General features: G+C 65.3%; 17 protein-coding genes. 9 read left to right on the top strand and 8 right to left on the bottom strand.

All coding sequences use genetic code 11. The features are described 5' to 3' along the window. Window positions 1–37: 37 nt before the first annotated feature. Window positions 38–1,072 carry an AI-2E family transporter gene (locus tag ACZIRK_RS16145; protein ID WP_130227057.1) on the top strand — a complete coding sequence of 345 codons (1,035 nt, stop codon included), beginning with the start codon at window positions 38–40 and terminating at the stop codon, window positions 1,070–1,072. On the opposite strand, the gene ACZIRK_RS16140 is transcribed toward ACZIRK_RS16145, so the two are convergent. The 4 genes from ACZIRK_RS16140 to ACZIRK_RS16125 form a co-directional block, all read right to left on the bottom strand. Next, on the bottom strand, window positions 1,069–3,132 hold the full coding sequence (locus ACZIRK_RS16140; protein WP_463327711.1) for a prolyl oligopeptidase family serine peptidase: 2,064 nt from the start codon (window positions 3,130–3,132) through the stop codon (window positions 1,069–1,071). The genes ACZIRK_RS16145 and ACZIRK_RS16140 overlap by 4 nt on opposite strands. Window positions 3,133–3,220: 88 nt before the next feature. Further along, on the bottom strand, window positions 3,221–3,874 hold the full coding sequence (locus tag ACZIRK_RS16135; protein WP_463327710.1) for a TetR/AcrR family transcriptional regulator: 654 nt from the start codon (window positions 3,872–3,874) through the stop codon (window positions 3,221–3,223). Between the two features lie 101 nt (window positions 3,875–3,975). Further along, on the bottom strand, window positions 3,976–5,742 hold the full coding sequence (locus tag ACZIRK_RS16130) for a metallophosphoesterase family protein (RefSeq protein ID WP_463327709.1): 1,767 nt from the start codon (window positions 5,740–5,742) through the stop codon (window positions 3,976–3,978). A gap of 146 nt (window positions 5,743–5,888) precedes the next feature. Next, window positions 5,889–7,091 (bottom strand): hypothetical protein, encoded by a 1,203-nt coding sequence (locus ACZIRK_RS16125; protein WP_463327708.1) that lies wholly within the window; start codon window positions 7,089–7,091, stop codon window positions 5,889–5,891. A 75-nt stretch (window positions 7,092–7,166) separates the two neighbouring features. On the opposite strand from ACZIRK_RS16125, the gene ACZIRK_RS16120 reads away from it, so the two are divergent. Then, a complete protein-coding gene (locus tag ACZIRK_RS16120; RefSeq protein WP_463327707.1) occupies window positions 7,167–8,366 on the top strand; it encodes an MFS transporter in 1,200 nt (399 codons plus the stop codon). A gap of 26 nt (window positions 8,367–8,392) precedes the next feature. Here the strand turns inward: ACZIRK_RS16120 and dgcA are convergent, their stop codons facing one another. Beyond that, on the bottom strand, window positions 8,393–9,400 hold the full coding sequence (dgcA, locus tag ACZIRK_RS16115) for an N-acetyl-D-Glu racemase DgcA (RefSeq protein ID WP_463327706.1): 1,008 nt from the start codon (window positions 9,398–9,400) through the stop codon (window positions 8,393–8,395). 137 nt (window positions 9,401–9,537) lie between these two features. Here dgcA and ACZIRK_RS16110 point away from each other — a divergent pair, with 137 nt between their 5' ends. The 3 genes from ACZIRK_RS16110 (at window position 9,538) to ACZIRK_RS16100 (ending at window position 12,452) form a co-directional block, all read left to right on the top strand. Then, window positions 9,538–10,671, top strand: a complete 1,134-nt coding sequence (locus ACZIRK_RS16110; RefSeq protein WP_463327705.1) for an ABC transporter permease — start codon at window positions 9,538–9,540, stop codon at window positions 10,669–10,671. Between the two features lie 2 nt (window positions 10,672–10,673). Then, on the top strand, window positions 10,674–11,447 hold the full coding sequence (locus ACZIRK_RS16105) for an ABC transporter ATP-binding protein (RefSeq protein ID WP_456643387.1): 774 nt from the start codon (window positions 10,674–10,676) through the stop codon (window positions 11,445–11,447). A 117-nt stretch (window positions 11,448–11,564) separates the two neighbouring features. After that, window positions 11,565–12,452: an MlaD family protein gene (locus tag ACZIRK_RS16100; protein ID WP_130227049.1), complete on the top strand. Its 888-nt coding sequence runs from the start codon at window positions 11,565–11,567 to the stop codon at window positions 12,450–12,452. 301 nt (window positions 12,453–12,753) lie between these two features. Here ACZIRK_RS16100 and ACZIRK_RS16095 read toward each other — a convergent pair whose 3' ends face one another. Continuing rightward, window positions 12,754–18,621: an apolipoprotein A-IV repeat region-like domain-containing protein gene (locus ACZIRK_RS16095; protein WP_463327704.1), complete on the bottom strand. Its 5,868-nt coding sequence runs from the start codon at window positions 18,619–18,621 to the stop codon at window positions 12,754–12,756. 393 nt (window positions 18,622–19,014) lie between these two features. Here ACZIRK_RS16095 and ACZIRK_RS16090 point away from each other — a divergent pair, with 393 nt between their 5' ends. Both ACZIRK_RS16090 and ACZIRK_RS16085 read left to right on the top strand, forming a co-directional pair. Then, window positions 19,015–19,404 (top strand): Hpt domain-containing protein, encoded by a 390-nt coding sequence (locus ACZIRK_RS16090; protein ID WP_463327703.1) that lies wholly within the window; start codon window positions 19,015–19,017, stop codon window positions 19,402–19,404. A gap of 127 nt (window positions 19,405–19,531) precedes the next feature. Beyond that, the gene (locus ACZIRK_RS16085) at window positions 19,532–19,852 is read left to right on the top strand and encodes a 2Fe-2S iron-sulfur cluster-binding protein (protein ID WP_028163599.1); all 321 of its coding nucleotides are present in this window, start codon (window positions 19,532–19,534) and stop codon (window positions 19,850–19,852) included. 166 nt (window positions 19,853–20,018) lie between these two features. Here ACZIRK_RS16085 and ACZIRK_RS16080 read toward each other — a convergent pair whose 3' ends face one another. Continuing rightward, window positions 20,019–20,474 carry an acyl-CoA thioesterase gene (locus ACZIRK_RS16080; protein WP_463327702.1) on the bottom strand — a complete coding sequence of 152 codons (456 nt, stop codon included), beginning with the start codon at window positions 20,472–20,474 and terminating at the stop codon, window positions 20,019–20,021. Between the two features lie 177 nt (window positions 20,475–20,651). Between ACZIRK_RS16080 and ACZIRK_RS16075 the strand changes: the two genes are divergently transcribed. Next, entirely contained in the window at window positions 20,652–21,680 is a 1,029-nt protein-coding gene (locus ACZIRK_RS16075) for an NAD(P)/FAD-dependent oxidoreductase (protein ID WP_463327701.1), read from the top strand. Between the two features lie 162 nt (window positions 21,681–21,842). After that, the gene (locus ACZIRK_RS16070) at window positions 21,843–22,430 is read left to right on the top strand and encodes a DUF2147 domain-containing protein (RefSeq protein WP_463327700.1); all 588 of its coding nucleotides are present in this window, start codon (window positions 21,843–21,845) and stop codon (window positions 22,428–22,430) included. 54 nt (window positions 22,431–22,484) lie between these two features. Here the strand turns inward: ACZIRK_RS16070 and ACZIRK_RS16065 are convergent, their stop codons facing one another. Further along, the gene (locus ACZIRK_RS16065) at window positions 22,485–24,425 is read right to left on the bottom strand and encodes an SGNH/GDSL hydrolase family protein (protein WP_463327737.1); all 1,941 of its coding nucleotides are present in this window, start codon (window positions 24,423–24,425) and stop codon (window positions 22,485–22,487) included. Between the last annotated feature and the right edge of the window lie 87 nt (window positions 24,426–24,512).

Genomic DNA, 24,512 nt, shown 5'->3' with positions numbered 1-24,512 from the left:
ACAATCTTTGTTTGGCGCAAGGTCGGAGGAATCCAGGATGGGGGACGGCTCCGGGCAAAGGGTTGCAACCGTCGTCATCGCGGTAGTGCTCGTCGGCGCGGCCGCATCGCAGGCGAGGAGTGTGCTGGCGCCGCTCGCTGCGGCGCTGTTCATCATCGCGATCGTCTGGCCGGCGCAGAAGTGGCTGCAGTCATGGATGCCGAAGCTCGCAGCGCTCGCGATCACCATGCTGGTCACGGTGGCGATCTGCCTTGCCTTCGCTTCGCTGGCGGCGTGGGGCTTTGGCCGCGTCGGCCATTTCCTCGTCGCCGATGCTGGGCGGTATCAGACGTTCTATGAACGGGCCGTGATATGGCTCGATGGCCATGGCATCGAGGTTGCCAGCCTCTGGGCCGAGCACTTCAATGTCGGCTGGCTGCTGCGCGCCACGCAATACGTCACCGGCCGCCTCAACACCACGCTGAGCTTCTGGCTGATCGCGCTGGTCTATGTCGTGCTGGGGCTGCTCGAGGTCGAGGATGCCAGGCGAAGGATAGACAGATTGGAGAACGCCACGGCGGCGCGCGTGTTGCTCAATGGCAGCGCGGCGACCGCGGCCAAATTTCGGAAATATCTGCTGGTGCGCACGCAGATGAGCGCAGTCACCGGCCTTCTGGTCGGCCTTTTCGCCGGCGTTACCGGATTGCCATTCGCGTTCGAATGGGGCGTGATCGCCTTCGTGCTGAACTACATCCCGTTCATCGGGCCGTTCATCGCCACGCTGTTTCCGACGCTGCTTGCCATGACGCAATTCGAGAGCTGGCCGGCGGTGTTCGGTGTCTTTGCCTGCCTCAACATCATCCAGTTCGTGGTCGGCAGCTATGTCGAGCCACGCGTCGCCGGCAACACGCTATCGATATCGCCGTTCATCGTGCTGTTTGCGATCTTCTTGTGGACCTTCCTGTGGGGCCTGTTCGGCACCTTCATCGGTGTGCCAATCACGCTTGCGCTTCTCACCTTCTCTGCCGAGCACCCGTCGACGTGCTGGCTCGCCGATCTGCTCGGAGGACCGGCGGATGCGAAGCGGGCCTAGGCACCTACTTGCAGACCCGTCCAATGGGCAGCGAAGGCCCACATGTCGGCGTGCAGGGCGATGATCTTGTCCAGCGGCATGCCGGCACCGTGCCCGGCGCGGGTTTCGATGCGCACCAGATGCGGCCTCGGACCAAGGTCCGCCGCCTGCAACGCCGCGACATATTTGAAAGTGTGCGCGGGAACGACGCGGTCATCGGCGTCGGCGGTCGTGGCGAGGATCGCTGGATAGTCGGCGCCGGCCCTGATGGTGTGGTAGGGCGAGTAGGTCATGAGGTTGCGGAAGTGCCGCTCTTCGGCCGGGCTGCCATACTCGCCCATCCAAAATAGGCCGGCGGTGAACTTGTCGTAGCGCAGCATGTCCATCACGCCGACGCCCGGCAGCGCCACGTCGAAGAGGTCAGGTCGCTGGTTGGTCACCGCGCCGACCAACAGGCCGCCTCCCGACTCGCCCTGGATCGTCAGGCCGTCCGGCGCGGTGATGCCTTCGGCCTTCAGGAACTCGGCGGCGGCGATGAAGTCGTCGAACACGTTCTGCCTGTTTTCAAGTTGGCCCGCGCGGTGCCAGGCCCTGCCGTACTCACCGCCGCCGCGGATGTTGGCAACTGCCAGCACGCCGCCTTGTTCGACCCAGGCGAGTTGCAGGGAGTTATAGATCGGAACCTGGCTGATGCCGAACCCGCCATAGCCGTAGAGCAGGGTCGGCGCGGCCCCGGACACGTCCTTGCGACGGATCAGGAACAACGGCACCCATGTGCCGTCCTTGGAGCGACAGAAGCGCTGCTCCACCACGATCCTGCTCAGGTCGATCGCCACCTCGGGCTCGGCCCACGGCTCGATGGCGTTGGAGGTGACGTCGTAACGGTAGATGGTGGCGGGCACGTCATAGCTGGTGAAGACGAAGAACGCCTCGTCTTCGGCCGGATTGCCGGTCAAGCCGCCTGCCGTGCCGATGCTGGGCAGCGCCACCGCGCCATCGGGCGCGCCGTCCATGTCGAAGCGACGGATCTCGGTCTTGGCATCGACGAGGTAGCCGATCAGCAGCTTGCCGCCAAGCAGGGCGGCGTCGTTGAGCACCGCGCTGCCCTCGGCTTCGGGCACGATCTCGACCGGCTGCGGCTCGGGCGCGGCGAGGTCGAGCGACACCACGCGACGGCGCTCGGCGCCATCGGTGGTGATCAGGATCAACTTGGCGCCATCGTTGCCGAGAACCATCCACTCGGCGTCCATGCTTGGGACGATAGTGCGTGGCGTCCAGTCCGTAGCGCTCAGGTCGACGACGGTGAGGGCGCTCTCGTTCGACCCAGGGGTCGAGGAGATGTGGAGGTAGCGGCCATCCACGGCGCGATCGGCCACGTGCAGCAGTCCCGGGTGATCCGGGGTGCAGTAGATGAGACGGTCTTCGGCCTGCGGCGTGCCCAGTCTGTGGAAATAGACGGCGTGGTTGGCGACGCCAGCGCTCGCGGCCGTGCCGGCTTCAGGCTCAGGATAGCGCGAATAGAAGAAGCCGGAGCCATCGGGCACCCAGGCCAGCCGGGTGAACCGCGCCCATTCGACGGCGTCGTCCAACTGCTGGCCAGTATCGACGTTGAGCACTTTGATGGTGCGCCAGTCCGTGCCGCCGGTCCGCACGCCGAAGGCCAGGAAGCGGCCGTCATCGGACGGCGCCCATTCGGCCAGCGCATCGGCGTTGTCAGTCGACCAGGCATTGGGATCGATCAGCAGGCGGTCTTCGCCCGCCGCCCCGCCACCCACATAGAGCGAAGCCTGATTGGCAACGCCGTCATTGCGGGTGAAGAAATAGCGCTCGCCGCGCTTCAGCGGGACCGTGAAGCGCTCGTAGTCCAGCAATTCGGTCATCCGCTGCCTGAACACGTCGCGACCGGGCAGGGTGCTGAGATATTTTTGCGTCACCGCGTTTTGCGCTTCGATCCAGGCTGCGAGCTTTCGGTCACTGCGCGCATCGCCTTCCAGCCAGCGATAAGGATCAGCGATCTTCTCGCCGAAATGCTCCTCCACCAGATCGCCGCGTTCGGTCTCCGGATAAGCGATGTAGCGCATGGTCTCTCCAAAACGGATTGGGCTAGGGTGGGAATGGCCGGGGCCAGAGGGAGCCGTGGGGCACGAAACGTCGTCGGCCAGCCTTCGGTCATGAAGATTGCCGGTCGTCGACAGCGGACAAGTCGTCGCCGAAAGGTTTCGGCACGACAGGATCACAGAAGGGCAGGTTGCTGACCGCCCGGATGGCGCGCGACATCCGCGCAACCACTTCTGCGGTGGTGAAGGTCTGGCCGTAGCGCACCGCAGCCAGGCTGATCGTCTCATCGATCGTGCGTATCGCACACATCACGGCAGCGGCGCACAGGCGGACGTCGAAATCATTGCGCAAGCGATCCAGCCGATCCGCGATGACCGCCATCATCTGCTCTTCGCCATCGTGGTAGGACAGGAGCCAGGTTGAGCGAAGGTCAGGCTCATCGGGAAAGGCGGCGATTAGCCTGACGATCAGGATCCCGTCGGCGATCTCTTCTGCCGACTGCTTTTCCAGGTCGAAACACTCCGCGAGTTGCGCTTCAAGCGACACGTTGCGCGGCCAACGTTGTAGTTGCAGGGCGAAGCGGCTCCACGACTGGGCGAACAGCGGCTCCACGCAGCTCTCCTTGGTGCGGAAGTATCTCCACACCGTTCGCTTGGAGAGGCCGGAAGCCTCGGCGATATCGTCCCCGCTTGTGCCGCTGACCCCACGTTCCAGAAAAAGTCTGGCTGCCTGGCGCGAGACCGCCAGACGCGCATCGTCTTGCATCGAACCCACGGAGCCACCTCATGTCACTTAGTGACGTAAATGATGTCACTAAGTGACAGTAATGTAAAGCCCGAGCGCGACCAGCGTAGGGGTGCTGCTAGCTAGTTTCCCGCAATCTCCACCTTCTCCGGCTCGGCGAGGCAAAGCGTTCCATCGAGGCCGCTCATCAGGTGGTGGATGTAGAAATAGCTTGGCGCATCATTGGCAGCGTTCATCACCGGCGAGGGTGCGGAGATAATCTTCAATGCGCCGCATGCACCGATCCAGTCGATGTGGCGGTGACCGTGCATCACCACGACGCGGTCGGCAAAGGCTTGCAGTCTACGGACGAACCAGCTCCCATTGATTAATGCCGTTCCAATGCGCTCGGAGAACTTCGTCGTCGGCATGGGATATTCCGTGAGGTGATGGTGTAGCGCCACGATCCACCGTGCTTTCGGAAAATAGTTCATGGCGGCCTCCAGCCGCTGCACCTGTTCGAGCGAGACCAGCCCGAGCGCGTTGGTGAAGGAGAAGTGGGTTTCGGCATTGGAGTCGAGGATGGCTATTCCGAGGCCTTCCGGTTGGTCGGGCGGCAGGATCATCGGGAATTGGTCCTCGAATAGCCGGCGAAGCTCGGCGCCCCGACGCACGCCGCCGCGCTCGGCGAACGCAACAATCTCTTCGCGATGCGGCGTGAGGAGTTCGTCCAGCGTGGCCGCGACTTTGCCTGAGTTGTCGACGAGGCGCACCCGATTGCCCTGAATGGCCGATATCGCCGACAGGGTTCGCATTTGCCGCAGCCGCTTGCCGGGGCTGAACGGCAAGTCGAGCCGGGCCGGATTGGCGCGATCGACGATGTTCACGTCATGATTGCCCGGCAGCAGAAGCGTCCGCGCGGCAAGATCAGGGTGCTCTGACAATGCCTCAAAGAACTCGGCCCATTCGCTGGCGCGCCCCGCATCCGTCATATCGCCACTGATCAGCACGTGATCGAGCGGATCGGCGGCATGAATGGCGGCGAGACGAGCAAGCGCGGCGGCAAAGCGTTCATTGCCGCGCGGCCCGGCGCGCCCGCATTCGATGCGAAAGCCATATCGCTCGCCGACGACGTGGACATCGGACAGGTGCGCAACGCGCCAGATGCGCGCGGATCCAGGGATATCGAACGCGGCAAGATCGGCCGGCTGATCCATGCTGGCATCGGCAAAACCCCAGGCCAATGACGCCGCGGCGAGATAGCAGGACACGAGCACAACGGCGTTGGCCAGCGTCGTCACCACGAGATGATGACCTATGGCGAGATCGATCAGGCCGGCGGTCCATTGCGAGGTCGGCCAAACCAGGATTGCGATCAATGCCGCGCCTGCGCTGAGCAGGATGCCGGCACCGAGCGAACACGCGCGTCGCACTCGCATGCGCAAATTTGGAGTCAGGCTGTTTTGCCAGATCCGTTCCGTCAGGTGGCGCAGTGCCTCACGGCAGAACGCGTAGCTTGGCTGCACCGCGAGCGCGTTGAGCGACCAGAAACTGGTCTCGACGATCCGCAGCAGCGGCCGCCAGGCGAACCAGCCGAGCGCGACGATCGCGATCAGCATCAACGCCGCGCCGATTTCCGTCAGGACCAGGATTTTTTCCGACAAGATCGAAAGCCAGGCGGAGGCCAAGAGCGGCGCGAGGCCGAGCAGCACGGCCGGCAGCAGGAGCAACGCGGTCCACGCGAACAAGAGCTTCGGCAGGCTGATCTCGACAAGCAGGCTGCCGGCAATAGCAAGCAGCGAACGCTGACCGGGGCTGGCCGCATCGTCCTCGACGTCGCCGTCGCGCGGATCAAGCAGCACGAGGCGCTGAATGCTCGAACGTTCGTCCGCCGATGTCGACTGCCTCATGACATGAGTCCGTCGCTTGCACCTGTCGCCAGGATGGACTTCGCGGACGCTAGCAGCACGTGTCCGTGCTGTGTACTTTATCACAGCTCTTGTAACGAGACATCGGCCACTGCGCGAGTCTCCTCGCGGAGCGGCAAGCCTCGCGCTTACGAGAAGAACGCGATCTTCTCGGCCTGGCTCATGCGGCGGATCGGCGCGAGCGGATCGCTGGCGGTGGCGCTGGGCTTCTTGACGATGCCGTTGGCAATGATGGTGGAGCCGAGCGAGATTTCGACGGGAGGCTCGGGCGGCGAGACGAAGGTAGGCTGCGGCGGAAGCTCGAACTGCGGTTCCGGCAGCGCGACGGCAAGCTCAGGCGCCTGCGGCACGATTTCCGGCGCGGGCGGTGCTTCCAGTTCAACGGGTGGTTCTTCGGCGATCGTCGCCGTGGCGTCCTCAACGTCGAACGGGTCGGGTGCGCCCATCTCCATCGCGATCATGTCGAGCACGGCCTCGTCATGAGCGTCGGCCGCAGCTTCCTCGGTGGCGCGAGCAAGCTCGACCGCTTCAGCCTCCGCCAGCGCCGCTTCGGCGACAGCGAGCGCGGCTTCCGCGTCCGCAACGGTGATGGTCTCTTCCGCGGCTTCCGGCTCGGGAGGTGCGGCGACGGTCTCCACGGCGGCCGGCGCCTCCGGTGGAGCCTCGACTTCTGTCGTGTGCTCGACCTCCACCGTGTGAAGGGCGCGCGGCTCCGCGTGGCTCTCCGGTGCAGGTGCGGGTGACGGAGCCATCGGCGCTTCGGCGCTCGGCGCGGGCGTCTCATCGACCTCGGAGAACTGGGCAAGGCGCTGCACGATCGGCGCGAAGGCGGCATCCAGCGCGGCCTTCGCGTCGTCGGATGAAATCTGCGCGGCGCCGCTCTCGATCGCGACGACCTGGGAATCGATGAGGTCGCAGATGCGTCCGTCATTGCCGATCTCGCGCAGCCGCCACGCGATCTCGCGGATCACCCGCGCGCCCTTGCGCACCGGGGCAAGCTTCTGCTCCAGCGCCAGGCTGTCGAGTGCTTCGGCCGCAGATGCCTGCGCGGCCTCCACCGCGTCGCGGATCGCGGCGATGGCCTCGGCGACCGCCGGCCCCGGATCGGGTTCGACCGCCTGCTTCTGCGCGACAAGGCTTTCCTCGAGCCGGGCCACCGCATCCAGCACCAGGCGGGTATCGGCGTTGCGGTTGCGCTTGGCGTATTCGGAGAGGAACCAGCGGCCGCGCGAAGTCTCCATGAAGGCTTCGCTGATCGCGTGGTAATCGTCCTCGCCCGGCTGCACCGGGCGGGCTGTGATCGGCGAAAGGGCGAATGCTTCGTTGGCCATGCAAATCTCGTCGCGCAAATTGCGGCGCGCTGCGATAACGAACACCACGATATCAGGCGAATCGCAATTGGATTGATGGCTTCCGAATCACAAATTCCTGCAGCGCCGCAAGTGGATGCTAAGCGATTCGCGGCTCGCCTCGGAGCCTTTTACGGCACCATGTTCGGGATGCTCGGCACCTATCTGCCGTTCTTCCCGCTCTGGCTGAAGGCGGTGGGGATCGAGGCGTCCTGGATCGGCATCATCACGGCGGTGCCCGCGGTGACCCGTTTCACCGTGCTGCCGCTGATCACGTCCCTTGCCGAGCGGCGGCGGATGCTGCGCGGCGCCATCATGATCACGGCGGCCGCGACCGCGTTCGGATTTGCCCTCATCGGCACCCAGCGCCAGGCGCTGCCGGTATTCCTGGTCTTCGTCGTCACCTGCTGCCTGTGGACGCCGATTGGGCCGCTCACGGATGCCTATGCGCTCCGCGGCGTGACGCATTACAGACTGAACTATGGTCCGCTGCGGCTGTGGGGTTCGGCCGCCTTCGTGGTCGGCGCGCTCTTGTGCGGGCTGCTGGTCGATGAAGTCGCGGCGGAGCACCTGATCTGGATCATTGCTGCCGTAGCGGGGGTCAGTGCGCTCACCAGCCTGGGCCTGCGGCCGCTCGAGGTCACAAAGAGGGCCGAGACCGCACAGCGCGGCGGCGTCGCGCTGCTCCGCGATCGCGGCTTCCTCGCGATCATCGCGGCTTCTGCGCTGATCCAGGGCAGCCATGTCGCCTATTACATCTTTGCCTCCATCGTCTGGAAGCAGGCCGGCCTGGGCGGGCTCACCATCGCAGCGCTGTGGTCGCTCGGCGTGCTCGCGGAGATCGTGCTGTTTGCGGTATCGCCGCGCCTCACGCTGCCCCCGGCGATGCTGGTCGTGATCGGCGCACTGGCCGGGGTTGCGCGCTGGGTGATCACCGCGCAGGACCCGCCGCTTCCGGTCCTGGCCGTCGTGCAGCTCACGCATGGGCTGACCTTCGGCCTGACGCAGGTCGGCATCATGGGGCTTTTGGTGCATCAGGTGCCCGGACACATCATGGCGCGCGGGCAGGGCTATCTTGCCGCCTGCAGCGGCATCGTCTCGAGCAGCACCGCGATCCTGTGCGGCGTCGTCTATGCCCGCTACGGCCAGGGCGTCTATTACCTGATGGCCGCGATGGCGGCGTCAGGTGCGCTCGTGATGTGGCTGGGGCGCAACCGGATAGCGTTTTCAAGCGAAGTGGGTACCGGTTCGCGTTAAGAAAACGCGTCAAGAAGGGGACTCCATCATCCCCAGAGCGCGGCCTCCGGCGGATAGACGAGGCTGCCGTCGTAGCGCAGCCCGTGGTCGCGGTCGCGCGCGAGCAACAAGGGGCCGTCGAGATCGACGAAGCGCGCCTGCGGGGTGAGCAGCATCGCGGGCGCCATGGCAAGCGAGGTCGCGACCATGCAGCCGACCATGATGTCGAAGCCGAGCGCCTGGGCGGCATCCGCCATCGCCAACGCCTCGGTCAGGCCGCCGGTCTTGTCGAGCTTGATATTGACTGCGTCGTAGCGGTCGCGGAGCCCCTCCAGCGAGGCGCGCGCATGCACGCTTTCGTCGGCGCAGACGGCAAGCGGCCGCTTGATCTCAGCCAGCGCCGCATCGTTGCCGGCCGGCAGCGGCTGCTCCACCAGTGTGACGCCGGCATCCGCGCAGGCGGCGAGGTTGTCGGCGAGGTTGTCCGCCGTCCAGGCCTCATTGGCGTCGACGATCAGTTCCGCATTCGGCGCCGCTCTTCGTACCGCCTTGATGCGCTCTCCATCGCCGTCGCCGCCGAGCTTGATCTTGAGCAGCGGTCGGTGCGCCGCGCTGGCGGTCGCGTCCGCCATCGCCTCCGGCGTTCCCAGCGAGATCGTGTAGGCCGTGGTGCAGGGGACCGGCGTGCCGCGCCCGAGCAGGTTCCATGTCCGATTGCCGCTGCGCTTGGCCTCGAGGTCCCACAGGGCGCAATCCAGCGCGTTCCGGGCCGCGCCCGGCGGCATTTGCGCCTGCAGGGCCTTCCGGTCCATGCCGGCCGCAAGGGGCCCCTGCATCGCCTGGATCGCCGCAAGCGCCGCCTCCGGCGTCTCGCCATAGCGCGGGTAGGGCACGCATTCGCCGCGCCCGGTCAACCCGTCCAGGCTGACCTCGGCCACGACGGTAACGGCCTCGGTCTTGGCGCCCCGGCTGATGGTGAAGGCGCCCGCGATCGGCCAGCGTTCGACAAAGGCGGCAAGCTCTTGCGTTAGGCGCGCGGATCGGCTGGAAGTCATTTCAAAATCTCGCAATTTCTGAACCGTGCGCTTGCGGGGCGCTGCCAACTATGGCTGGCTAGCGCCAGATTCTACAAGGCAATGCGGCGTTCGAATTCCTATCTTTCGAACGAGACAACCAGCCTGGGGTGGGCATTTTGAACGGCGACCCGACACTGGAACGGATAACACAGGGCGGCGGCCTTGCCCTGTGCGCCGCGGGGCCGTGGACGGCCCGTTTTGCGCCCGTGCTGGAGCGGATGGTGGCCGACGCGGAAAAACTCCGCGGCACCCGTCCCGATATCTTCATCGACGTCTCCCAGGTCTCCAAGCTCGACACCTTCGGCGCCTGGTTGATCGAGCGGCTCAGGCGCAGCCTGAGCCACGGTGGCGGCGAGGCGACCATCGCCGGGCTCTCGGAAAACTATTCGAGCCTGGTCGACGAAGTCAGGCGGGTGAAGGAAACGCCGGAGGCCGAGACCGGCCCGGTCTCGATTATGGCCATGCTGGACCAGATCGGCCGGGTGGTGGTCGGCATCGGCGGCACGATCATCGGATTGATCGACATGCTCGGCGCCGTGCTCGTCGCGAGCGGGCATGTCTTGATCCGCCCGCGCTCGTTCCGTCTGACCTCGACCATCCACCATCTGGAGCAGGTGTGCTGGCGCGCGGTGCCGATCGTGGTGCTGATCACCTTCCTGATCGGCTGCATCATCGCGCAGCAAGGCATCTTTCATTTCCGCAGGTTCGGCGCCGACATCTTCGTGGTCGACATGCTCGGCGTGCTGGTGCTGCGCGAGATCGGCGTGTTGCTCGTTGCCATCATGGTCGCCGGACGCTCGGGCAGTGCCTACACCGCCGAGCTCGGCTCGATGAAGATGCGCGAGGAAATCGACGCGCTGCGTACCATGGGGTTCGATCCGATCGAGGTGCTGGTCCTGCCCCGCATGCTGGCGCTGGTGCTGGCGCTGCCGATCCTCGCCTTTCTCGGCGCGATGGCCGCGCTCTATGGCGGCGGCCTCGTCGCCTGGCTCTATGGCGGCGTCGATCCGGAAGCGTTCCTGCTGCGGCTGCGCGATGCCATCTCGATCAATCATTTCATCGTCGGCATGGTCAAGGCGCCGGTGATGGCGGCGGTGATCGGCATCGTCGCCTGTGTCGAGGGGCTGGCGGTGCAGGGCAGCGCGGAATCGCTCGGCCAGCACACGACGTCATCGGTGGTGAAGGGCATCTTCTTCGTCATCGTGATGGACGGCGTGTTCGCGATCTTCTTCGCGTCGATCGGGATGTGACCATGCTCGTACAGCCCATTTCCGACGCCATCATCCGCGTTCGCGACATCACGGTGCAGTTCGGCAGGACTCGCGTGCTCGACGGTCTCGATCTCGATGTGAAACGCGGCGAGATCCTGGGCTTTGTCGGGCCCTCCGGCGCCGGCAAGTCGGTGCTGACGCGCACGATCATCGGGCTGGTGCCGAAGGTGTCGGGACGCATCGAGGTGTTCGGCATCGACCTCGATGGCGCCAGCTCCAGCGAACGGCGCCGGGTCGAACGGCGCTGGGGCGTCCTGTTCCAGCAGGGCGCACTGTTCTCCTCGCTCACCGTGCGGCAGAACATCCAGTTTCCGGTGCGCGAATATCTGAGGGTCTCACAGCGGCTCTTGGACGAGATCATGGTGGCGAAGCTCGTGATGGTCGGGCTGAAGCCCGAGGTCGCCGACCGCTATCCTTCCGAGCTCTCCGGCGGCATGATCAAGCGCGTGGCGCTGGCGCGTGCGCTCGCGCTCGATCCGGAGCTCGTGTTCCTGGATGAGCCGACTTCGGGCCTGGACCCGATCGGCGCTGGCGAGTTCGACGAGCTGGTGCGCACCCTGCAGCGCACTTTGGGGCTGACCGTTTTCATGGTAACCCACGACCTCGACAGCCTATATACCGCGTGCGACCGCATCGCCGTTTTAGGGAACGGTAAGATCATTGCCGCAGGATCGATCGCTGACATGCAGGCCTCGCAGCATCCATGGCTGCGGCAATACTTCCATGGCAAACGCGCCCGCGCCGTCATCGGCTAGCGCGTGATCCCGACAGGTGGAAACCGGTTTTCGGACAAGATCATGCGCGAGAGAGAAGGATCAGTGACGGTTCCGCCGCGGCGGGCCCCGAGCTTGGACGAGTAGCTGGAGCAATCGATGGAAACCCGGGCGAACTATGTCCTGATCGGCGCCTTCACGCTGGCGGTGATTGCGGCTGCGTTCGGCTTCGTGCTCTGGTTCCAGAGCCTGCATACCACCAAGCAGCGCAGCCCTTTGCGGGTGATCTTCGAAGGTCCGGCCTCGGGTCTGCGGAACGGTGGTAATGTCAATTTTAATGGTATCAGGATAGGGGAAGTCATTTCGGTGAAGCTCGACAATCCGCGTCGCGTAGTTGCATTCGCGATGGTCGAGAACAACGCGCCGATCCGCAAGGACACCCTGGTCGGCCTCGAATTCCAGGGATTGACAGGCGTTGCCGCGATCTCGCTGAAGGGCGGCGAGGAGACGGCGCCTCCGGTGCCGCTCGACGAGGACGGTATCCCCGTGCTGACCGCCGATCCCAGGGCCCTGCAGGATGTCACCGAAGCGATCCGCGCGACGCTTCAGAACGTCAACCGCATCGTCGCGGACAATCAAGAATCGGTGAAGAACTCGCTGCGTAATCTCGAGACCTTCACCGCGGCGCTCGCGCGCAATTCCGAGAAGATCGACAATGTGATGCTGAGGGTCGACGGCGTGATGGGCAAGGCCGACAACCTCATGCTCGGCCTCAACAGCATCGCTGGCGGCGATCGCGGTGGCGAACTGGCCGCGATGGTGAAATCGATCCGCGAGCTCGCCGAAGATTTCGACAAGCGCTCGGGCGCACTGATGGCCGATGGCCGCAGGACGCTCGGCGATATCAGCCGCGCCGTGAACAACCTCGACCGCAACCCGACGCGCCTGTTGTTCGGCGCCAGCAGCAGTAGCAGTAGCAGCAACAGCAACGCATCTGAACCGCCGCCTCCGCCGAGGTCGGTAGGGCCGGTACGGAGGCGACAGTAGCGGGCGATTCGTTCCCTCTCCAGCGTCATCGTCCGCGAAGGCGGACGATCCGGTATGCGGCAGCGTCACGGCCTCATCTCAGGCCGTAGCGACTACTGGATGCCCCGCCTTCGCGGGGCATAACGGTGAGAGATTTGTTCTCCGCCGTCATTGCGAGCGAAGCGAAGCAATCCATTGGCACCGCATAACGGGTGAGAATGGATTGCTTCGTCGCTTTCGCTCCTCGCAATGACGAAAAGCAAAACGGAGGCCCTTCGGCCTCCATTTCTCTATTCGCTATTCGCCATTCGCTATTCGCGTCTCACCCCAGCCGCCCCGCCGCATGGGCGAGCAGCGTGTACACCAGCCCCGTCTCCGAGGTGAGGTGGTTGCGCAGCGACTGCGGGCCGCGGTCGTCGCGGGCGACTTCGTCGAGCAGCCGCTCGAACTCGGCGATGTAGCGGTCGACCGTCTGCTTGAAGCCGCGGTCGGAGCGGTACTTGCGGGCGACCTCGTCGAAAGCCTTCTGGCCGGCCGGCGTGTAGAGCCGCTTGCTGAACGCCTTGTTCTCGCCGCGCTGGTAGCGATCCCACATCTCAGCCGCAAGGTTGCGGTCCATCAGCCGGCCGATGTCGAGCGACAGCGATTCCAGCGGATTGGCGGCGGCAGCCTGCGGACGGGGACGCGGCGCTTCGCGGGGCGCGGGGGCAGGGGTATCGCTGCGGTTGAGCAGGTCCGACAGCCAGCCGTCCCGGCCGTTGTCCGGGGTCGCCGGGCTGACCGGCGGCGCTTCGGCGCGGCGCGAGGCCGGCGCCGGCACGCCGAGGTCCGGCGGCGGCAGGGTCGATGCGCTGCCATAGTCGCCGCGCATGCGGACATCGCTTGTGCGACCGCCGGCGGCAGCGACCACCACGGTCTCGTCCTGGCGCTGCACGCTGACCCGGCTATTGGTCGCGACGTCGAGCCCGCGGCCGTGCTGGGCCACGATGCGGTTGAGCTCGGCCAGCGCCTCGATCTGGTCGACGATCACCTTGCGCATCTGCGCGGTGTTCTCCGCGGCCTCCTGCGGCATCTCGAGCACGCCGCGGCGCAGCTCGTTGCGGGTGGCTTCGAGCTCGTTGTGCATCTCGGCCGCCATCTGCTTCATCGACTGCACCATCGCGGAGAACTTTTCCGTCGATTCCTTGAACATCGCATCCGTTTCCTGGGTGCTCTGCTGGTACAGGTCGTTCATGGCGTCGAGCGTCTGTTGCCGCTCGTTCTCGGCCGCGGCGCGCACGGCCTCGAACTGGCGGCTGATCGCCGCAGAGCCGGCGCCGGCGGTCTCCGCCACCACGCGGGCGATGTCGCGGGCGCGCTCCTCGGCCGCGGCGAGCGATTCATCGAGCAGGCCGGTGAAGCGCGACAGCCGCTGGTCGAGATCAGTGGTGCGCAGGTCGATAGTGGTGACCAGCGATTCCAGCGTCGCCTTGCGTTCGGCGATCGAGCCCGTGGTGTTGCGGTTGCTCTGCTCCACCAATGCGGCGGCTTCGACCAACGCGCGGCCGTGGGTGTCGAACTGGGTCGACAGCTCGCCGAGGTCCTCCAGCGCCTTCTGGGTCTTGCTGTTGAACACGGTGAGCTGGTCTTCCAGCGTCTGGGTCGCAATGCCGTTGCGCGAGGTGACGTCGTTCATCGCCGAGACGAAGTCGGCGACGCGGGTCACGAGCGCGCGCTCGAGCGAGTTGAGGTTGTCGTGGGCGCCGGTGAGCACCTCCTGCAAGAGGATGTTGCCCTCGCGCAGCCGCTCGAACAGCGCCACCGTATCCGTGCGCAGGATCTTGCTGGTCTCCTGCATCTCGGTGACGGCGGCAATCGAGACCTGGCGCGACTGGTCGATCGCCGCGCGCGAGGAGTGCTCGAGGTCCTTCAGCGACTTTGCCACCGCGCCAGTCGCAAGATCGCCGGCGGAGGTGATGTTGCGCGCGACTTCGGCGCCGTGGCTCGACATCGTCTGCGCGAAGGTGTGGCCGCGCATTTCGATCGACTTCAGCGCGTCCGCGGTGGCGCGGTCGATATCGGTGGCGAGCTGCGCGCTCTTGTTGGTGAGCGCTTCCACCAGCGTGCCGCGCCTGGTGTCGACCATCTGCGCCAGCCGCTCGGCCTGCTGCTGCACATAGGTGACGATCTCGTCGGTCTTGCCGGTCATGGTCGAGCCGAACTGGCTGGAGGCGGCGAGCACCGAACGCTCGATGTCGGCGGACGTCGTCTTGACCTTCGAGGAGACCTCGTTGGCGGCGGCGACCAGCGAACTGTGCGCGTTCTGCGCCGAGGTCTGAATCGTCGCGGTGGTGTTCGCCGTGACGGCAGCGAGCGAGCGCTCGATCTGGACCGAGATGGCCTGGATCTGACCAGCCGCGTCGGCCGAGGTCGACACGAACGAGGTCTGCGCCTCGCGTGCGCTGCTCAGGATGGCCGCGGCAGTGTCGGCGCCGACTGCGGTCAGCGTCCGTTCGATATCGATCGCCAGCGACTTGACGTGGTTGGCTGCCTCCGACGATCCGGTGACCAGCGTGGTCTGAACGTCGCGGGCAGCCGAAGTGATCGACTCCGCGGTGGCCGCGCCAGCCATCGACAGCGAGCGCTGCATGTCTGCGACCAGCGTCGTGACGCTGTTTGCAGCTTCGGTTGATGCGGCAACCAGCGTGTTCTGGGCCTCGCGTGCGCCTGAGGTGACTGACTCCGCGGTAGCAGCGCCGGCCATGGACAGCGAGCGCTGCACGTCAGCGACCAGCGCCTTGACAGTGTTCGCGGCTTCGGTTGACGCGGAAACCAGCGTGTTCTGCGCCTCGCGTGCGCCTGAGGTGATCGACTCCGCGGTCGCCGTGCCGGCCATGGATAGCGAGCGCTGCATGTCGGCAGTCAGCGTTGTGACCGCGTTTGCAGCGTCGGTTGAGGCCGCGACCAGCGAGCTCTGCACGTCGGCGGTTAGCGTTCGTACCAGGTTTGCCGCCTCGGTCGAGGCCGACGTGAGCCTGTTCTGCGCCTCGCGGGCGCTGCTCAGGACTGTCTCGGCCGTCGATGTGCCGGCGGCAGACAGCGAGCGCTCCACATCGACCGAGAGTGCCTTCACCTGGCTGGTGATGTCGGTCGAGGCTGTTGTCAGCGCGCTCTGGGCCTCGCGTGCGCTGGCAACGACTGCTTCCGCCGTCGAGCTACCCGCAAGCGTGAGCGAGCGTTCGACATCGCCCGCCAGCGACTTGATCTGGTTCGTGATGTCGGTCGATGCCGCGATCAGCGTGTTCTGTGCTTCGCGCGCACCGGCCGTGACGGCTTCGGCTGTGGCGGTGCCGGCGAGCGTCAGCGAGCGCTCGACGTCGACGGCCAGCAACTTGACCTGGCTTGCCGCGTCGGTGGAGGCGCTGACCAGCGCGGTCTGTGCCTCGCGTGCTCCCGACAGGATCGAGGCGGCGGTCGCGCTGCCGACGGTCTGCAGGGTGCGCTCGACATCGGTCGAGAGCGCCTTGACCTGGGAGGCGACCTCGCCGGTGGCTGCCATCAGCGAGGCCTGGGCATCGCGGGCGCTGGACAGGATCGAGCTTGCGGCACCGGAGCCGACCGCGGTCAGCGCAGCCTCCACTTCGCCGGCGGTGAGCTTGAGCTGGGCGCCGACGTCGGAGGAGACCGTCAGCAGCGACTGCTGCGCGGTGCGCGCGCCGGTCTGGATGGTCTCGCTGGTGTTGACCACCAAATTGGTGAGCGAGCGCTCGGCGTCCTCGACATGCGACTTGATGCCGGAGGAGAGCAGTTCAGCGCGCGCCATCAGCTCGTCGCTGGCCTGGCGTCCGCTGCTTTCGATGCGGCCCGCGACCGCCTCGACGCGCGAGCCCAGGAGGTCCTCGAACTGCGCCACGCGGGCGTCGATGTCGCCGGCGATGGCGCCAACGCGGGTCTCGATGCCCTGGTGGATTTCCAGGAACCGGGCCGAGATGGTGTCGGTCAGATGCGCGCTGCGGCCGTCCACGGTTTCGGTGACGCTGGCGATGCGGCGATCGAGCGCCTCGATCGCCTGCGCGGCGCCGTCGGTGAGCGAGGAGGTGAGCAGGCCGAGGCGGGAGTCGATCGACTGGATCGCCTGCGCCGCACCTTCGGTGAGCGAGGTCGAGAGCATGCCGAGCCGGCCATCGATCGTCTGCGTGACCGAGCTGGTGCGAGTGTCGAAAGTCTGTTCCAGCGACTTCAAGCGGCCCTCGATCGACTCGTCGAGCCATTTGAGGCGGCCTTCGAGCGAATTGTCGAGGAAGCCAAGCCGGGTCTCGAGCGAGGCGTTGAGCGTGCCGAGCCGGTTCTCCAGCGAGCTGTCGAGCGTGTTGACGCGGCCGCTCAGCGCGCTGTCGAACATGGCGAGCTTGCTGTCGAGCGACGAGTCGAGGCTGCTGACACGGTCGCCGAGCGTGGTCTCGAACTGCAGGAGGCGCTGGTCGAGGGTCGCCGTGATCTCGCCGCTGTTGGAGGTGAGGCGGGTGTCGAAATTGTCGACATAGGTTTTCAGGGTGTTGGCGATGTCCTCGGTGCGCTGGCCCATGCGCTCGACGATCTCGCCGCCGAACGTCTTCACGGTGCGGTCGAATTCCGCGATGTGGCGGGTGATCAGCGCGCCGAGCGTGCCGGAGTCGCGGGCGAACTTCTCCGCCAGTTCCGAGCCCTGGTTTTTCACCAGTTCGTCGAAGGCGCTCATCTGCAGCGCGAGCGAGTCGTGTGCGTTCTCGGTCTGGCTCACCACCCTGGCAACCAGCGAATTGACGGTGACGTCGAGCACTTCGCTCGCCTTGTCGCCGGAGCTGATGATGTGGCTGGCCAGCCGATTGCCGGCCTCGTCGATCTTGGTGACGAGGTCTCCACTGCGCAGCTCGAGCTCGAGCAGGAGCGAGTCGGAGGAATTCTTCAGGGAATCGTGCGCCAGTTCGGTGCGCTCGGAGATGCCCTCGACAACGCTCACGGCGCGCTGCTCAAATTCGCCGGTGATGCGGTCGATGCGCTCGTTCAGCATCTCATGGACGCGGTCGGCGAGGTCGACGAATTCGTCGTGGACGTGGCCGGTCTTGAAGTTGAGGCTGCTCGTCAGCCGCTCGGAGGCATCGAGCACCGCGCGCGTGGTCTCGGAGCTGGCTTCCTCGAGCCGGTCGAGCAGGTCGCCGCCGCGCTCGCCGAGCGCGAGGATCATGTTGTCGCCGGCGTGGCTCAACGCCTGGGTGATGTGCTGGCCGCGCTCTTCCAGAGCGCCGGTGATGCTCTTTGCGACTTCGTCGACGCGCGAGGCGATCGCATCCGAGATCAGCGCGATGTCGTGGCGCAGGTCGATCTGCACACCGGAAATGGCGCTGCGCACCTGCTCGGCCTGTCCGACCAGATTGTCGCGCTGGTGGGCGATGTCCTGCAACAGCGCGCGGATGCGCACCTCGTTGTCGGAATAGGCGCGCTCCAGCGCCGCGACCTCATTGGCGACCAGCGTCTCGAGCTCGCCGGCGCGCGCGATCGCGCGCTCGATGCCGTCACCCATCGCCGCGACCTCGCGGCGGATCGCCTGTCCGACCGTGACCATGGAATCGCTCGCCGCCCCTTCGGGCTCCGAGAAGCGGATCGCGACCTGCGCCATCGATTGCGCGATCATCCGCATCTCCTGCCCGCGCCAGGCAAGACTCGCGAGGAAGTAGAATAGCAGCACGGGCGCGAGGAACAGGCAGGCGAGGCCTGCCAGCACCAGGACGCCGCCGCTCTGGCCGATCGCGGCCTGCAGCGAGGACAGGAAGCTCACCGTGAGCAGGCCGCAGCCGACCAGCCAGACGCCGGTGAAGATCGACGCAAAGGTGTAGACGTTGCGGGCAGGGCTGCCCTTCTGCAGCGCCTGCAGGAGCTGTCCGATCGCCTCGCGATCGTCATTGGCGGCGCGCCGGGGGCCGCGTTGCTCCTCGATCGGCTCGAACACCGATCGCTCGTTGCCGGGACGTGTTTCGACTGGACGCGTCTCGAACGGGGTTTCGGGGAAGGGCGTGGTCGCAGCAGGGATCGCGGGCGGCGCGGCTTCGCCGCTACCGGTACTGATCACATCGCGGTTGGGCTCGGCACTGTTCTCACCGATGTTCAGAGCTTCCTGAATGGCAGACAGCGCGACTTCGGTGGGATCTTTCACCTTCTTGGGATTGTTCGCCATGTTAAGTCTGAGCCCTCTCAACTAATACGCGTCGGCGATCTTGCGAACATTGTCCCCCGCAAGCTCGAGCCGTCCCGTCCCCGTAAAGCGGTACGCAAGCACGCCCGTCGGCCGCTTGTCCGCTACATCCGGAAACATCCTATTGGTTGAGCGATGCGAATGAAATGGCCGCGATTAAGACATTCTTAATCATCGTTAACAGGTTTGTGCCATAAGGCCTTATGCTTCCACATAAATCCTGCGAGCTGACGCCCATTGAGGTCCTACTTTGTCTGAAAAAGGGCAAAGTTGAGGCAAATTTGGCCAACGATCCGTTAACTATTTCCGTGATTGGGTGACGCCCAAACGGCCCTACCGAAAAGGAGGTGGTGGCCGGTCCTTAGGATCAGGCCCATGCCGCGTCACCTCGAACGGACCCAATGGATAGCTTCGCCGCCGCTCTCCCCCGGTGACGGCCCGATCGATCTTGCACATCTTGCGCGCATGTCGCTTGGCGACGCCGCTCTCGAGCGCGAGGTGCTTTCCCTGTTCGTGGCGCAGTCGGCCAAGCTGATCGCAGCCCTGGCCACCCTTCCGCAGGATGCGCGCGAACTGGCGCACAAGCTGAAGGGATCGGCACGCGCGATCGGCGCTTTCGCCGTCGCGGATGCCGCCGCCGGGCTGGAACATGTCCTGACGAGTGGCGTCGAACCGGCGGAGCCGCTGGCGGTGCTCACTGACGCGGTCGCGCGGGCGCGGAACGCGATCGAGGCCATCCTCGGCGACCCTTCAAGCCCGAATTGACCGGCGACAAATTCGCGTCAAAAGGTTTTGCGTGAGGGCACCCGGCCGCTGGCGCTCCCGGGATCGACCCGTTATAGGGACTGCCGGGGACCTCATCCAGATCCGTATTCCGGTAGCACGAGCGATCATGGCCAAGATAACTTATGTCGACCATTCCGGGGAAAGACGCACCATCGAGGTGGAGAACGGCGCGACCGTGATGGAAGGCGCTATCCGCAACGGCGTTCCGGGCATCGAGGCGGAATGCGGCGGCGCCTGCGCTTGTGCGACCTGCCATGTCTATGTCGACGAAGCCTGGCGCGAGAAGGTCGGCGCGCCCACGCCGATGGAAGAGGACATGCTGGATTTCGGTTTCGACGTGCGGCCGAATTCGCGTCTGTCCTGCCAGATCAAGGTCACCGACGACCTCGACGGGCTCGTGGTGACGACGCCGGAACGGCAGGCTTGAAGCATGACCCTCATGGTGAGGAGCGCCGGAGGCGCCTCTCCCGGACGATGCTTCGCATCGCCTTGAGAACCATGAGGCCCCGCCGGTGGCCTCGTCCCTCGAGACGCGCTTCGCGCTCCTCGGGATGAGGAGATAAAGTGGCGTTCGCCTCGAGAGCGTACCCAGACTAGGCTAGATCAAGGCCGCGGCGGATCCAGGGCTTTAGGTTAGCCTTCACTTCATCCGTCAGCGGAACCGGCTTGCGCGTGGTTTCGTCGATCAGCACCGTCACCGCCTGCGCTGAGGCCACGCATCGACCCTGCGAAAACACCACCTGATCGAACGTCACCGAGGTTCGTCCGAACTTCACGACGCCGAGCCCGAGTTCGATCGTGCCGGGCCAATGCAGCTCAGCGCGGAAATGGGTGTCGAGGCGCACCATGATCCAGGCGAGCCCCTCCGGCACCAATCCCTTGCTGGGATCCTTCATCAGCGTGACGCGGCCGGTCTCGAAATAGCTCGCATAGACCGCATTGTTGACGTGCCCATTGGGATCGAGGTCGGCAAAGCGCACATTGTCTGACAGCCGATAGGGATAGTCTTCCAGGCGCGGCGTGGCGTCGGAACGGATCGGGGCATTCACTTGCACAATCTCCAGGTCGTTCGCCACGTTACAGCCTAGTTGTCGAGTTGCGGCAAGGGGTTGCCGCGGCGCTTGCCGCCCCTATTATGGCGTTCCCGATCAGGCCGTTCCCGATCAGGTCGTCTTGGCTCGGTCGGCAGCCTTCCCATTTCGTACTCAACTGACAAAGAAGCGGATATGAGCGAAGCGATCAAAACGGACGTGTTGATTATCGGCGCAGGTCCCTGCGGACTGTTTGCCGTGTTCGAACTGGGCCTCCTCGACATGAAGACCCATGTGGTCGACATCCTCGACAAGATCGGCGGCCAGTGCGCCGAGCTCTATCCGGAGAAGCCGATCTACGACATTCCCGGCATCCCGCTCGTCACCGGTCAGGGGCTGACGGAGTCGCTGTTAGAGCAGATCAAGCCGTTCCACCCGATCTTCCATCTGAACGAGATGGTTGAAACGATCGAGAAGGTCGGCGATCCCGCCTTCCGCGTGAAGACCGACGCGGGCAAGGTGTTCGAATGCAAGGTGGTGGTGATCGCCGCCGGCGGCGGATCGTTCCAGCCGAAGCGGCCGCCGGTGCCGGGCATCGAAGCCTATGAAGGCAGCTCGGTGTTCTACGCAGTGCGGAAAATGGAGCAGTTCCGCGACCGGAACATCCTGATTGTCGGTGGCGGCGATTCCGCGCTCGACTGGACCCTCAACCTGCACCCGATCGCCAAGCGCATCACGCTATTGCATCGACGCGACGAGTTCCGCGCTGCGCCCCACAGCGTCGAGCAGATGCGTGCGCTCGTTGCCGATGGCAAGATGGACCTGAAGCTCGGCCAGGTCACCGGCCTCGAAGGCGAGGCGGGCAGGCTTGCGGCGGCGACGGTGAAGGGCAACGACAACGCCATCATGAGGGTCGAGTGCGATACCATGCTGCCGTTCTTCGGGCTCACGATGAAGCTCGGTCCGGTCGCAAACTGGGGCGTGGCGCTGGAGAACAATCTGGTGCCTGTCGACACCGCCGCCTTCGAGACCAACGTATCAGGCATTTTCGCGATCGGGGATATCAACACCTATCCCGGCAAGCTGAAGCTGATCCTGTCCGGCTTCCACGAGGGCGCGCTGATGGCGCAGAAGGCGCACCGCTATGTCTATCCGGACAAGCGGCTCGTGTTCCAATACACGACGTCGTCGTCGAGCCTGCAGAAGAAACTCGGAGTCAATTGATTCCAATCAACATATGTTTGGTCGATTTCAGTCAAATATCGTCGGTCAGGCCGCGGAGCGGCCGCTGCGGCCATTTGCATCGTTCTGCACTGCCACTGGAACCTTCCGCGAAATGGCCGTAGTCTTCGCTCATTCGTTCGTTGAATTAGTCGGGTGACGACAATGCGAAATTGGCGATTTCGATTTCGGCTGCTAGTGCCTGTTATCATGGCGCTCCTGGCGGCCGCCCTGCCGGCGCAGGCGCAGCAACCGTCGGCGGCGGGCTTGTGGCAGAAGGTCGAGGACGGCAAGCCCGTGATCTGGGTGTTGTTCGTCGACCATAACGGCGTCTTCGAAGGCATCATGGCGAAGACGTTCCCGAAGCCCGGCGAGCCGGTCACCGAAGCCTGTACGAAATGCACCGACGACCGCAAGAACGCGCCATTGCTGGGCATTCCCTTCATCCGCAACATGAAGCGCAACGGATTGAAGTACGAGGAAGGCAACGTGCTCGATCCGCGCGACGGCAGTATCTACAAGGCCAAGATGAGCGTCAGTCCCGACGGCAAGGAATTGACGATGCGCGGCTACATCGGCATCTCGCTGTTCGGCAAGGACGAGACTTGGTACCGCCTGCCAGATACAGCGATCGCGCAACTCGATCCCGCCATCGTCGCCAAATATCTGCCGGCACAGGCGGCCGCGATGAAGCCTCCGGTGCCGGCCGCCACGAAGAAGAACGTCGGTCCAGCCGGCGCGCCTTCGCGCTAAAGCTTCGGTTCTGATTGAATTAGAGCCGACATTCCCAGCTCGCTCGAAAGCGCTTTAGCGGCTGCCGATCGGCTGCACCGGTTCGGAGATCACCTCGCCCACGCCGACGTCGAGTCGCAGCACTCCGGCCGCCGCGGGGAGGGCGGCGTCCGCCATCGCGGCGTGGCCTTCGGCGGTCGGATGCACGGCGCCGCCGTAGACGGCCGACAGCAGGCCCCAGGTCGCATCATGGATGTCCGAAGGCTGCATCGAGGATGGCAGCGCCTGCGGATAGGTCATCGCGGTGAAGTAGCTGTCATTGGCGTCGCGGATCCAGCGGGCGCGCGGCAGGTAGGCGCGATATTCCGAGGCGCTGCGGCCGCAGAGCATCGGCTGGCTGGCGGCGGTGACGATGTCAGGATTGAAGCTCTCGCCATTGGCCGCAAAGCATTGCCGGTCGAACTCCGGATCGGTGGCGCCGCGCGCGCAGAAGCCATGCATCGCGAACGCGTCCTGATGGGCGTCGACGAAGGTCATGCGGTCGGCACGCGGATTACGACAGAGGACGCCCGACTGGCACAGCGCCAGCGCCTTCAAGGCCGGAAGGAATTCGTCCTGCACATAGCCGACCACCGGACCAAGCCGCTGCGGCGCGGCATTGAAGGAGGGATGGATGTCGAAGCCGGCGCGGCCGCCGGGGCAGGGGACACCGCCCTCCGACAGCCCCGGATTGGCATAGGCCGTATAGATCACGCGCGAAAGATCGCCGCCGACGAGCGGCCTTAGCGCCTCGCGCAGCTTGGCAAAGGATTGCGGCAATGTGCGTCGCAGGGCATCGCGGGAATCGTCGACAGACGCCATGACGCCACCGCGCCGGAACAGCGCGCGCTCTGTCCCGGCATCGACGATCACATTGGCGACGAGGCCGGAGAAGTAGATATCGTTGGCACCGATCGAGAGCAGGAGCAGGTCGAGCTGTCGATCCGGCTGGCGGCGCTTGGCTGCCGCGAGCGCATCGCGCAATTCGGCGAGCTGGCCGTTGACGGTGCCCGAGCAGGTGTTGCCCGATTTGCTCGGCAGGCACTCGCGGGCCTGCTGTGAGCCGAACAGCCCGTCATTGATGGTTGCTCCCGTGCAGGCGAGCGGCAGGTAGGTCACGGCGATGTGCGGGTAGTTCACCGCGAGCGCGAGCGCGGTGCGGGTCTGGTAGCTGTAGAGCGAGCGGTGGCAGGCCGCGTTGAACCACAGCGCGCTGTGCTTCTGCCATACCGAGAGGAAGTCCGGTGCTTCGCAGGCGCGTCCGCCTTTGTAGCCGGCGCGGCTCGGCCGGTAATATTGCTCGCCCGCGGTGCCGAGATAGGAGCGGAAGCAGAAGCCTTCTTCCGCCAGCGCAATCGGACGGTCCGGATTGCCCTCGCCGGAGGCGATGCTGTCGCCGAGCCCTGCGATGAAGATATCGCGCACGGCGATCTCGGTGGAGACGCGCTGGGCCGGATCCGAACCCGCGGAGACGTCGACGGTCGCCATGGTCGTGCGGCCGTAGCGGACGCGCAGGTTCACCGGTTCGGCGCAGTCGAAGGCGGAGGTCTGCGGCCCGTCGCCGTCGTCGAACGACCAGGCGCAGGTGGCGCCGACCGGAATCGGCCCGACCAATCGCACCGTGATCGGGTGATCTGTTGGCGTCAGGTAGCTTTCCTTGACGTTGTCGCGGGTGCAGGGCTCGTTGACGCGGCCGGCGAGGTCGATGCAGAGCCGGTTGACGGTGTTGCGCGCCCAGCCGCGGCCGTCGCTCTGCAATTCCAGCGCCTGCTCGGCGGCGAGCACGCTGCGGCCGCCCCCGGCTTCGGTCTGCAGCAGGAAGTCGCGCTCCTCGCGGAACAGGCGAAAGCGGTTGCGGACTTCCCACGAGATCTGCAGCGGCTGTTGGGCCGCGGTCTGCGCTTCGGCCGATTGGCTCAGCAGCGCGACCGCCAGCAGCGCGGCGGAAACGATCGAACGGAACAGAATTTTGACCATGGCGCGTTTGACGGCATCGGTGGGGCAGAAATAAGAGAGCCGCGCCGAATTAGCCAGAAAGAATAACGCGCCGAGATCATGATCCGA

The sequence above is a fragment of the Bradyrhizobium sp. Leo114 genome (assembly GCF_055229415.2).
The sequence above is the reverse complement of the archived record's forward strand: the minus strand, read 5'-3'. Positions and strand labels throughout refer to the sequence as shown.